Consider the following 11,575-nt stretch of genomic DNA (forward strand, 5'->3'; position numbering starts at 1 on the left):
AGGCGGCGGGACCCGCGGGAGTGGCTGTCAGCGCTGGTGCTGCTCCAGCAGTTCGACGACCCGTACGGCTGCCTTCCCGTCGCCGTAGGGGACGCCTCGGTCGCCACCGGGCGCGGGCCTGGTCGCCGTGCGGGCCCAGTCGGCCGCCGACAGGGTGTGCGGGTCCGGGAGCAACTGGTTCCAACCGCCCACCAAGGTCTCGACCCACTCCGTCTCCGGACGGATCGTGGTGCAGACACGGTCGAGCAGGAATGCCTCCTTCTGCAGGCCGCCCGAGTCCGTCACGACGCCGGCCGATCCCATCACGGCGGCAACCAGACCTGCATAGGGGAGGGGACGTCCGGCGTGGAGAGATCCCTTGTTCAAGCTGATGCCGTGCTGCTCCGCCCGTGCCACCAGCCGGGGGTGCGCCAGCAGCGCCACCGGTACGGGAAGCGCTGCGAGGGAGTCCAGGATGGCGGCCAGCCGCTCGGCGGAGTCCGTGTTGTCGGGGCGGTGCAGCGTCGCGAGCAGGTAGGGGGCGTTCGGGTCGATACCGTCCGGGAGGGTCGGAGCGACGTGCTCCCCGGACAGTACGGCGTCCCTGATGCGAAGGCAGACATCCACCATGACGTCACCCGACAGCACAGACCGGCCCGCCAGGCCCTCTGCCGCCAGATGCCGCATGGCCTCCTCGGTGGGAGCGAGCAGCAGGTCCGCCGCATGGTCGGTCAGGATGCGGTTGTGTTCCTCGGGCATCCGCCGGTTGAACGAGCGCAGCCCGGACTCCAGATGTGCGACCGGGAGGTGCATCTTGACGGCCGACAGGGCCCCGGCAAGTGTCGAGTTGGTGTCGCCGTACACCAGCACCCAGTCGGGGCGCTCGGCTTCCAGAACCGGGTCCATGGCTGTGAGGACCCCGCCCGTCTGGGCGCCGTGGCTCCCGGACCCGATACCGAGGTGAACATCGGGGTCGGGAATACCGAGACCGGAGAAGAAGACGTCGGACAGATCCGCGTCGTAGTGCTGCCCTGTGTGAACGATCACATGCTCGTGGTTCGTTTCTGCGAATGCGGCAGCGATCGGTGCGAGCTTGACCAATTGGGGACGAGCCCCGACGACGCTGAGAACCTTCACGGCTTTGTCGTGCTCCTTGAATGAGAGGGATACCCGGCAGGCTGCGGGCACGGTAGGTCTGCGCCGCGAGTCCCTCCGGTGAGGAGCGACTACTGAGCGCGAATCACTCCGATGATAAAGTGCGCCCTTGAAGGATGGCCGGGGAGGAACTGATACATGAAAGAAGCAGCGTCCCGTGACGCGGCTATTGTGACGCCCTGGTACCCCTCACGAGAGTTGCCATTCCGCGGCGCTTTCGTTCAGGCCATGGTCGATGCGACGGCCCCCGGTTGCGACAGTGCGGTCGTGTATCACTGTGACACCTGGGTCTCGCGGATGAACGAGCGGACCGCGGAGGCGGTCGAAGCGGCCAACCGCAGGCTCGCCCCCCTGGCGGTCCGCCCTGTCCCGACCGTCGGCGGCGCACAGTTGGTCCACCTCGCCGTGACCACGCCACGGGCCCAGGAGTTCGGACCGCTCGCCCGGAACCACGAGCGTCAGTTGCGGGCCGCTCTCGGAGGTCGCCCCATCGACGCGCCGGTCGTGCACGCCCACGTCGGTCTGCCCGGAGGCTGGGCTGCCCTGCAGAACGCCCGGCCCGACGCCCGCGTCTTCGTGACGGAGCACGCCACCTACCTGGACCGGATCCTGGCCGAGCCGGAGGCGCGGGAGCTCTACGACGAGCTCCTGCACCGCGTCGACGGCTTCTTCGCCGTCGGGGACCCGATCAAGAACGTGCTTGCCACGGAGTTCCCGCACCACCGGGACAAGATCCAGCAGATCCCCAACCCGATCTCCTTCGGCGCGCAGCGCGAGCAGCCCGTCACCGACCTCCGCCGGTGGCTTTTCCTCGGTGGACTGATCCCGCGCAAGGGCGTCGCCTGGCTCGTCGAGGCCTTCGCGCAGTGTCACGCGAAAGACTCCGAGCTGACACTCACTCTGGCCGGTGAGGGCGAGCTGCGGGCCCAACTGGCCGAGCGCGTGCGAGAGCTGGGTCTGGACGAATGCGTGCACTTCGTCGGTGCCGTCCCTCCCACGACCGCATTGCAGATGATGCGCGAGCACGATCTTCTCGTCCATCCCAGTCGCTACGAGACGTTCGGCATGACCGTCGTCGAGGCCGTCGCCGCGGGAATGCCGGTCCTGGTCACCCGCTGTGGCGGTCCCGAGGAAACGCTCGCGGGCATCGAGGACGCGGCCGGCGAATTGATCGATGTCGAGGAGAACGCCGAGTCCATCACCGACGGCTATCAGCGCCTCCGTGACCGTTTCCGCCAAGGACTCGATCTGCCACGGGCTCAGCAGGTGCTGGCCGATCGCTATGGGTACGAGGCCGTCGCCGAGGCTCACTACCGGCTCTGGTTCCCTGCCGCGACCGAGAACTCCGGCGAAGGTCTCGAACAGGCCGAAGCCCACGATTGATGGAGTGACATGCAGGTTCTTTTCCTGGCTCTGGGCGCCTCGCGCAAGCGGGCTGTGCTCGACGAGTCGGCTGATCTCCGTGCCGGCGGTGCTCAGGTCATTGTCGTGGTGGACAAGAAGAAGTCGTGGCTCAACGCGGAGTTCGCACAGGGAGTCGTCGTGACGACTCTGAAGGAGCTGGAAGCCCGGCATCTGCCGAGGCGGATGGAGCATGCGCTGCTCTACCGCGTACCGAGGGCGACGGCCCGTGCTGTGGGCAGGGGGCCTCTGCGCGGTCGCATCCGACGCGGGCTGAAGGCCTACGAGCGACGGCTCGCGGCGAAGCTGCACCGTAAGGTTTTCGTACCGGCGCACCGCCGCCTGTGGCCCGATGCCCAGGCGCGCATGGTTCTCGCCCCCTTCGTGGCCCGCGGCGGACTGGATCTTCTGGTCGTCAGCGATGCCCTGTCCGTCCCTCGCGCCGTGCGCTTGCTGGACGCATGGGCAGCCGACGGCATCACGCCGAGGGTCTGCTACGGCTTGGACTACGACGTACCGTCCGACACCCAGCAGGCACGGACCGCCACCACACAGGGACAACGATGAAGAACCGTAGCGACCGCCGCCCCCGGGTGCTGTATCTGGCCTTCTACTTCCCGCCCTCCCGGGCGAGTGGCGTGTACAGGGCGCGCGCGACAGCCAATTTCCTTGCGGCCAAGGACTGGGACGTCACGGTCTGTGCCGCTCCGCTCGACTTTCTCTACGACGTCATCGGATCCGTCGACGAGGAGTTGTCGGAAACCGTCGACCCGAGCATCCGGGTCGAGCGCCCGGCTCTGAACCAGTATTCCTGGCAGCAGGATCTGCGAAGCTACAGCCGACTGCGCAGAAGTTTCCCCCTCATGGCGGACCGGCTTCACGAGTTCGGCCAGGAGAAGGTCTTTCCCGAGCGTTACGCGTCGTGGGCCTGGGCGTCTGTCGCCCGTGCTCTGAAGATGCATGCGCGGAAGCGGTTCGATGTCGTCGTCGCCACCGGGAACCCCTTCGCCTCCTTCGGTGCTGCGTGGCTGTTCAACCGGCTCACGGGCGTTCCGTATGTCATGGACTACCGGGATTCGTGGACGCTGGACCTGTTCAACGACGAGCCTGCCTTCCCTGAGGGCGACATTGCCTGGAGCTGGGAGAAGAAGGCTCTGGAGCGCGCGTCCGCATCGGTCTTCGTCAATGAGGCGCTACGGGGATGGCATGCGGAGCGCTACCCGGAGGTGGCGGACCGGATGATGGTGGTCCCGAACGGCTGGGACGCAGATGTGATCCCGGAGGGATCGGGCACCCGCGCCGGAACCCCGTCCGAAACCGCCGGCCCGGACGACCCGGAGAAGCCCCTCACGTTCTCCTACCTCGGCACGCTCACCGCGAAGCAACCGGTCGAGGAGATGGCCGAGGCATTCCGGATCGCGCGGCGGCATCCGGAACTGGCCGGTGCAGAGTTGCAGATCCACGGCCACCTGGGATTCTTCAAGAACAGCCCGCAGTCACTCCTGAAGCGTCTGGGGCTCGACGACGCCGCAGAGGAGCGAGGGGACGAGGACACCGGTCTGCGCTACTGCGGTCCGGTGTCCAAGACCGAAGTGGGGGCGGTGTACGAGAACGCGGATGTGCTTGTCTTCCTCGCCGGGGGCGGAAAGTACGTCACTTCGGGAAAGATCTTCGAGTACATGGCGTTCGGCCACCCCATCGTCTCGGTACACGCTCCGGGCATCGCCGCCCAGGACGTGCTCGACGGGTACCCGCTCTGGTTCAACGCGAACAGCCTTGACCCCGAGGCCCTGGCGGCGACCATGATCGCCGCGGGCAAGGCGGCTCGCGACCTCGACCCGGAGCAGCGCGAAACAGCTCGCCGGCACGCGGACACCTACACCCGCGAAGCCGTTCTCGTACCGTTCGAGGAGCGTCTGCGGGAGATAGTCGCGAAGCCCTGAGGGGCGGGCCGGATCTCCTTCCACAGAAGTCGAAAGGTGTGGGCCCCGACCGTAATCCGGTCGGGGCCCACACCTTCTTGTGTTTCCGGTGGACTCAGCCCTCGACCGGGGCGTAGAGCTCGCGATCGAGATTCGTCGTCACCGTCAGATTCGGGTGGGCCTTCGCCCACTTCCAGCCAGTGACCGTGCTGTTGACGTCGCAGACGAAAACATGGTCGGTCAGGTCCAGTCGAAGCTCCGGCAGGACGTCCCGCTTGGCGATACGGGAGAGAATCTGTGGCCGAATTTCCGCGTACCCGCGGTTGAAGATCTTTTTATGGAAAGCGTCGGCGGCTTTGGTGTGTGTGCGTTGCACAGCGGCCACCATGATTTCCGGTGTGACGGTGGTCCGTCGCTTCTTGGCGGCGGCCCGCGCCTTGCGTAGAACTGCACGCGGGGCGCGGTAGACCAGGAAGCGTTCTCCGCGGGGCACGCGCAGCTTCTTCTCGGACTTTTCGATACTCACCAAATGAACCCGGGAATCCATGCGGGTCCGGCTCCACACGGACGTCTTGGCGGTCACCACGGTCACGTGCACGCCGCGTTCCACGAGATGGTTGGCGTACGCGGCCACGCGGCGCGCCTTGGGCGGCGCCAGGGCGAGGAGCACCGCCCGGCCGACCGGCTCCCCGGGCGTGGGTCGGCCGACGGGTGCCTCGGCCAGGGATTCGGCCGGCACTTCGGACTCCGCCGGGACCTCTTCCGCGTCGTCCGCGTTCAGTGCTTCCGCGCTCTCGGGAACCGTCGGTGGCAACGGCCGGTCCAGGTAGACGTTCATCAACTGCTCGGACACGGCAGCGCTTCCGTAACGCCGCAGGAGGCTTTCACGTGCGGCGGGAAGGTCAAGCTCGCCGACCCGCGAGCGCAGTTGCCAGTACGCGTCGACGATGACCTGGGGGTCGTCGTCGACATCCATCAGCGCACCCGCCTGCCGGTCGATCCCGGCAAGGGTTTCCTCGGGGCCGCGGCTGCGTGTGACCAGGACCGGCAGGCCCGCGGCTACCGCCTCAACGATGGTCATGCCGAACGTCTCGATCTTGCTCGCGTGCACCAGAAGGTCGTGCTGATGCATGAGGTCGTTGACCTGGTCGGGGGAGACGGGCGGTGCGATGCGAAAGCGGCCTTCCAGTCCCAGCTCCAGACCGCGGGCGCGCAGCGTCTCCTCCAGCGAACCGCTGCCCACCATGGTGAGTGTCGCGGCGGGCTCCTCCTTCGCGACCGAGGCGAAGGCCTCCAGGAGCTCACTCACACCCTTGTGCTTGACCAGTCGGCCGACATACAGCCAGCTGAGCAGATCAGAAGAGCGCTCAGAACTCGACGGAAAAGCGTCGAAGTCGATGACGTTCGGAACGATGCGCAGCTTGTGCGCGAAATCCGGGAATTCTCTCGCGATCTGATCGCGAAGATATGCGCTGACACAGAGGAATGCATCGGCTCGTTGCAGTACATCGCGGTAGAGCGACCGAGCCGCAGGTTGCGAGAACACCTTGTTCAGGAAAGTGGCGTGCTCGGTGACGACGATGCGAGCGTCGGCGCGAGCCAGCCGCATGGCCAGCACGCCGCCGTAGATACCGGCATGCGCGTGCACGACCGGAGCCTCGATGCGACCTGTGGGCAAGGCGTTCTTCAGTGCCCGCTCCTGGGCGGCGAGCCACGGGGCGTAGTTCTTGCGGTGGATCAGCGGTACGGGGACCCGGAGCAACCGTCCCTCCGGTGTGTCCAGGACGGGAACGAGTTCCCTGCGCTCCTGCAGACGGTCCGTCGTGATCTTGATGGCGTCGTTGAGGGGGGCGTCGGCGCGACCGGACCAATCCTCGGTATGCAGGATTGTCACCCGGTCGAAATTGTCCGCGACGCTGCGGGTCGCCATCTTCACGAAGGCGCCGGCGTACGGGTTGTTGGGCGAGGGGTACCAAGGTGTGACCACTGCGAGGTCCGCGGGCTCCGGAACGCGGTCGCCATGGTCGTAGGGCTCCATCCGCAGGGTGACGTCGGGCCTGCGCCTGGCCAGCCGCCAAGCGGCCGGGATCGCCTGCGCGTCCCCTGCGACGATGGTGTCGACCCTGGCGGCAGCGCCGGACGTCAGGCGCTTGGCCGACCGCTGGACAGAGCCCTGGGCATCAGGCGACAGGCGGATGATCTCTACGCCCTCGATGCCGGAGAGGTCCGACAGGACGTCCGACCACGCGTCCGTGTCCGGAGCAGCCAGAACGACCTGGCTTCCCGACGTGGCCAGCCTCTTCACGTGCTCGTGTGCAGCAAGTACGCGATAGCTGCCAAGAGCGAGATAGAGCACGTGGCTGTTCATCGACTTCCTTTCACTCGGTCACCTGGCTCCACGAAACGGCCGTCTCCGCCAGGGCGCGCATCCTCGCGGTGCAGCACCCATCAGACTATCGAACGCTTATGTCAGAAAAGCTCATGTTCTGGGCTGATCAAAGGATGAGCGGGTGTGTGGGCGCACTTCTTCCCGAAACGCCGGATGCAGGGGACGCATCGGCCCAGGGGCGCGTCCGGCCCTGATCCGCCGGACACGCCCTAGCCGTGGCGCTCCCTGAGCACGCCGTCCTTCTCGTCGTACAGCGCAGCGCTCTGCGGGCACTCCCACAGCCCCGGCTCGCCCTCCCGCTCGACCAGCCGGACCCCGCTGCGGCCGACCCAGCCGATCTGCCGGGCGGGCACGCCGACGACCAGTCCGAAGTCCGGGACGTCCTTGGTGACCACGGCGCCGGCCGCGACCATCGCCCACCGACCGATCCGGACCGGCGCGACGCAGACCGACCGGGCGCCGAGCGAGGCGCCCTCGGCGACCTTCACGCCGACGGCTTCCCAGTCGCCGCCGCGCTTCTGCTTGCCGTCCGGGTCGACCGAGCGCGGGTTGTGATCGTTGGTGAGGACGACGGCGGGGCCGACGAAGACGCCGTCGCCGAGCTCGGCGGGCTCGTACACGAGAGCGTAGTTCTGCAGCTTCACGTTGGCACCGATGCGCACACCCGTGCCGACATAGGCACCGCGGCCGACGACGCAGCCCTCACCGAGCTTGGCTCCCTCGCGGATCTGCGCCAGCTCCCAGACGCTGGAGCCGTCCCCGATCTCGGCGGTCTCGTCGACCTGGGCGGTGGGCTGGACCCTGTAGTTCACGGCATATGCCTTTCGGAGAGCTGATGCGCCCGGAAAGCATAAAGGCCCTGCCCACCGGCCCGTTCGCTGGAGTGAGCTGTCAGATGATGGGGCCCATCCAGTGCTTCACCGGTGCCTTGACGCCGGTTCCGGTGCTGGAGAACGTGAACACGGTGTCGATCCGGCGGCCGTCGGGAGTGGTCCCGGCGCGGTAGAGGACCCCGATGTCGTCCTTGCCGTCCTTGTTGAAGTCACCGGACACGGGCTGGCTCGCTTCCCAGGTGAAGGAACCGGTGCTGGTCCACACCTCCTTGGGTGCGGCGAAGACCGTGCCGTTGCTGGTGAAGGTGAAGAGGGCGGCCTGGCGCACACCGGTCTCCGAGGTGCCGCGGTTGTAGAGGACGGCGACGTCGTCCTTGCCGTCTCCGTTGTAGTCGCCGGAGGTGACCTTGCTCTTGCTCCAGGTGAACCCGCCGGTGGTGGTCCAGGTCTTGCGCGGGTTGTCGAAGGTGGTTCCGTTGCTGGTGAAGGTGTAGAGGGAGGACACGTTGCCGGTGTCGGACGTGCCGGTGTCGTAGAGGACGGCGACGTCGTCCTTGCCGTCTCCGTTGTAGTCGCCGGAGGTGACCTTGCTCTTGCTCCAGGTGAACCCGCCGGTGGTGGTCCAGGTCTTGCGCGGGTTGTCGAAGGTGGTTCCGTTGCTGGTGAAGGTGTAGAGGGAGGACACGTTGCCGGTGTCGGACGTGCCGGTGTCGTAGAGGACGGCGACGTCGTCCTTGCCGTCTCCGTTGTAGTCGCCGGAGGTGACCTTGCTCTTGCTCCAGGTGAACCCGCCGGTCGTGGTCCAGGTCTTCTGCGGTGCGCGGAAGCCGGCGCCGGTGCTGGCGAAGGTGTAGAGCGAGGTGATGTTGCCGGTTTCGGACGACCCGGTGTCGTACAGGACCGCTATGTCGTCCTTGCCGTCGCCGGTGTAGTCACCCGAGGTCAGCCGGCTCTTGCTCCAGGTGAAGCCGCCCGGCGTGCTCCACACCTTCTCGGGCTCGCCGAAGCCCGAGGCGGTGCCGTAGAAGGCGAAGAGCGACACCCGGTTCTTGCCCGTGGTGGAGGTGCCGTTGTCGTAGAACGCGGCGATGTCCTCGCGGCCGTCGCCGTTGAAGTCGCCGGAGGCTGCCTGGGAGCCCTGCGGCAGTCCGCGGACCTGGGTGACCCATTCGATGACATCGTCGGTGCGGGTCTCGACGGCGTCGCCCCGAGTCGCGTCGGACCCGAAGCAGCCCGCTTGCCAGGAGGCGCTGTGGACGGCGGCGAGCAGGACCTTGCCGTCCTGCTCCCGCAGGGCGGGGCCGCCCGCGTCCCCCTTGCAGATCGTGCCTCCGTCACGGGTGACGGCCACCGTCGTCGCACCGGTCGCGGTCACGGCGAACGCCCCCGCGTGCAGCCGGTCGGGAACCCAGGCCGTCGCGGTGCGCCCGTAGCCCAGGGCCCGCAGGCTCTCGCCGTCCACCGGGGCCGAGTCCGCCAGAAGGACCGGGGCGATGTCGGTCACGGGGCGGGCCAGCTTGGCCATCACCAGGTCGCGGTCGGAGCGCGGGACGAGCTCGGTGACCTCGACGACCTGGCCACCGGTACCGGTCAGGTGTGTACGCCCGATGGTCGCGGTGGTCTTCAGCGCCGGGGCGCCGGCGGGTATCGGGTATGCGGGCTGCCCGGCGGCCGCGAAACAACTGCTCGCGGTCAGGATCCACTGGGCGTCGACCAGCGAACCGGTGCAGGCGCGCTTCGCGTCCCCTTCACCGATGCTCAGGTGCGCGGCGAACGTGTACGTGTCGTCGGTGACCCCGTCACCGATCACGGCCGTCGCGGGGGAGGAGAGAGTGAGGGCGCCGACTGCCGAGGCCGCGGCGAGTCCGACGAAGAACCGTGAGCGAAGAGGCCGTCTCAAGTGCATGTGATGTGTTCCTTGCCGATCGGAGCGTAGAAGGCTGAGAAGCTGAGAAGCAGACCCGGCAGCGGGCCTCCGAGGAGGGCCGGTGCACAGGTCGAGCGTGTTAGGACGAGGTGGAGAGTTCCACCAGGACGTGGTCCCGGCCCTCCGGGTCCGCGCTTTCGCCGACGCCCTTCCACTCGTTCTTCGCGACGGAGACGTTCTGCTCGTCGTTCGCGGCGGTCAGCGTGACGTCGGTCGCGTGCGACGCCGCGCCCTTGATGCCGTAGACCGTGGGGATCTCCAGGGTGAGTCGGCCCGTCGCCCCCGTGACGTTGAAGCAGATCCGGCCCTTGTCACGCGAGTACACCTCCAGGAAGCTCCCGCCGGGGGCGCAGTCCGCGAGGGTGATGTGACCGTCGCCGCGCTTGAGGACGATGCCGAGGTCCGCCTCGATCCCGGCCGCGCCGGGGTAGGCGAAGTCCTCGACGGCGTACGGGGGAAGCTCGTTCGCGACGGCCGCCGCGGACCCGCTTCGGGGTTCCTGCGCATGGGCCACGGTGACTGCCCCCGCGACGCAGGCGGCGGCCGCCACACCGGTGGCGACCGCGCGTCGTGCGGAAATCATGATGCTGCCTTTCGTTCACAGAGAGGTGCGGTGCTCTCCTGCTGGATATCCGGAGGTGCGCTCGTACGGTCGTGACCCCGGAAACGTCTTGATCGAGGGGACCGGTGCCACGACGCGACCCATCCGATACCTCCAGCGCTGCCTCCCCCCAAGAGCAGCCGCGCCGCGAGCCAAAACGCACATCCCTCCTTTCGGGGATGTATCGATAGGAAACGCGTATTTCCCTCAACTACCGCGGATATTGGTGGTGGTGAAGGGAAACGATGCGTTTCCTGTGGCTCCGCGGAAACATTACATGGACCCCACATGTGCTCACCGGTCATCAAGGATCTGCCCTCAAGCGGTGCTGAGGGCAGGGCGGGATGACCTCGCCGAGAGGTATGACGCCGGAGCTCGAAGGGCGGACTCCGTAGGGTCGGCGCAGCACCTGGGACTCTTCCCGTCCCGGTTTGACCCCCACACCCCCGCCCCGTAACCTTGACCCTCGGTGTGTTTCCTTAACGCGCCTACCCCTGAGCACATCCCTCCCGGTCACGGTCGGTGTTCGCGCCGTCCGTCGGGAGAGGCCGCTCATCCTTCCGGATCGACACGGGCCCCGGCCCGTGCGGGCGGCTGGCATCAGGGGTTCCGTTCCGAGCGAGAGAGAGATCCGCGTGTACGCCATCGTGCGCAGCGGTGGTCGCCAGCACAAGGTTGCTGTCGGCGACATCGTTGAGGTTGACAAGATTTCCACTGCCAAGGTTGGCGACACGGTCGAGCTCTCGACCCTGCTCGTTGTCGACGGTGACTCGGTCACCAGCGACCCGTGGGTGCTGGACGGCATCAAGGTCACGGCCGAGATCGTGGACCACCACAAGGGCGCGAAGATCGACATCCTTCGCTACAAGAACAAGACCGGCTACCGCCGCCGCCAGGGTCACCGCCAGCAGTACACGGCGATCAAGGTCACCGGTATCCCCACGGCTGCGAAGTAAGGGACTGAGAACACATGGCACACAAGAAGGGCGCATCGTCCACTCGGAACGGGCGCGATTCCAATGCTCAGCGGCTCGGCGTGAAGCGCTTCGGCGGTCAGGCCGTCAACGCCGGTGAGATCCTGGTCCGCCAGCGCGGCACCCACTTCCACCCCGGCGCGGGCGTCGGCCGTGGCGGCGACGACACGCTGTTCGCGCTGACCGCCGGTGCGGTGGAGTTCGGCACGCACCGCGGCCGCAAGGTCGTGAACATCGTTCCGCTCGCCGTCTGAGTTCTCTCGACGCGCGCAGAACGGCACACAGCACCTTCCGAGGGCGGATCTCAGCTTTCCCGGCGCACGGGGAAGCGGGTCCGCCCTCGGCGTGTTACGACAGAGACCCTTCCGCTTTTTCCGCAGTACCTGCACCTGTC

General features: G+C 67.3%; 10 protein-coding genes. 5 read left to right on the forward strand and 5 right to left on the reverse strand.

Going from position 1 to position 11,575, the window contains the following annotated elements; all coding sequences use genetic code 11:
* Window positions 1-27 precede the first annotated feature (27 nt).
* Window positions 28-1,116, reverse strand: coding sequence for a non-hydrolyzing UDP-N-acetylglucosamine 2-epimerase (gene wecB / locus KME66_RS23850; RefSeq protein WP_216325744.1), 1,089 nt, complete (start codon window positions 1,114-1,116; stop codon window positions 28-30).
* A 156-nt stretch (window positions 1,117-1,272) separates the two neighbouring features.
* Between wecB and KME66_RS23855 the strand changes: the two genes are divergently transcribed.
* The 3 genes from KME66_RS23855 to KME66_RS23865 are packed head-to-tail and all read left to right on the forward strand — an operon-like array spanning window position 1,273 to window position 4,478.
* The gene (locus KME66_RS23855) at window positions 1,273-2,517 is read left to right on the forward strand and encodes a glycosyltransferase family 4 protein (protein WP_253208459.1); all 1,245 of its coding nucleotides are present in this window, start codon (window positions 1,273-1,275) and stop codon (window positions 2,515-2,517) included.
* Between the two features lie 9 nt (window positions 2,518-2,526).
* Entirely contained in the window at window positions 2,527-3,102 is a 576-nt protein-coding gene (locus tag KME66_RS23860) for a hypothetical protein (protein WP_216325746.1), read from the forward strand.
* Window positions 3,099-4,478: a glycosyltransferase gene (locus KME66_RS23865; protein ID WP_216325748.1), complete on the forward strand. Its 1,380-nt coding sequence runs from the start codon at window positions 3,099-3,101 to the stop codon at window positions 4,476-4,478. The genes KME66_RS23860 and KME66_RS23865 overlap by 4 nt, the downstream gene beginning before the upstream one ends.
* A gap of 94 nt (window positions 4,479-4,572) precedes the next feature.
* Here the strand turns inward: KME66_RS23865 and KME66_RS23870 are convergent, their stop codons facing one another.
* The 4 genes from KME66_RS23870 to KME66_RS23885 all read right to left on the reverse strand — a co-directional run bounded on the left by KME66_RS23870 (window position 4,573) and on the right by KME66_RS23885 (window position 10,189).
* Window positions 4,573-6,825: a glycosyltransferase family 4 protein gene (locus KME66_RS23870; RefSeq protein WP_216325751.1), complete on the reverse strand. Its 2,253-nt coding sequence runs from the start codon at window positions 6,823-6,825 to the stop codon at window positions 4,573-4,575.
* A gap of 230 nt (window positions 6,826-7,055) precedes the next feature.
* Window positions 7,056-7,658: an acyltransferase gene (locus KME66_RS23875; RefSeq protein ID WP_216325754.1), complete on the reverse strand. Its 603-nt coding sequence runs from the start codon at window positions 7,656-7,658 to the stop codon at window positions 7,056-7,058.
* Between the two features lie 79 nt (window positions 7,659-7,737).
* Entirely contained in the window at window positions 7,738-9,585 is a 1,848-nt protein-coding gene (locus tag KME66_RS23880) for an FG-GAP-like repeat-containing protein (protein ID WP_216325757.1), read from the reverse strand.
* A gap of 100 nt (window positions 9,586-9,685) precedes the next feature.
* The gene (locus KME66_RS23885; protein WP_216325760.1) at window positions 9,686-10,189 is read right to left on the reverse strand and encodes a hypothetical protein; all 504 of its coding nucleotides are present in this window, start codon (window positions 10,187-10,189) and stop codon (window positions 9,686-9,688) included.
* 653 nt (window positions 10,190-10,842) lie between these two features.
* On the opposite strand from KME66_RS23885, the gene rplU reads away from it, so the two are divergent.
* Together rplU and rpmA are read left to right on the forward strand one after the other, a co-directional pair.
* The gene (rplU, locus tag KME66_RS23890; RefSeq protein WP_006124389.1) at window positions 10,843-11,163 is read left to right on the forward strand and encodes a 50S ribosomal protein L21; all 321 of its coding nucleotides are present in this window, start codon (window positions 10,843-10,845) and stop codon (window positions 11,161-11,163) included.
* A 14-nt stretch (window positions 11,164-11,177) separates the two neighbouring features.
* A complete protein-coding gene (gene rpmA / locus KME66_RS23895; RefSeq protein WP_006124388.1) occupies window positions 11,178-11,435 on the forward strand; it encodes a 50S ribosomal protein L27 in 258 nt (85 codons plus the stop codon).
* The last annotated feature ends 140 nt before the right edge of the window (window positions 11,436-11,575 follow it).

Origin of the sequence: Streptomyces sp. YPW6 (assembly GCF_018866325.1) — a bacterium.
In the GTDB taxonomy this organism is placed as follows: domain Bacteria; phylum Actinomycetota; class Actinomycetes; order Streptomycetales; family Streptomycetaceae; genus Streptomyces.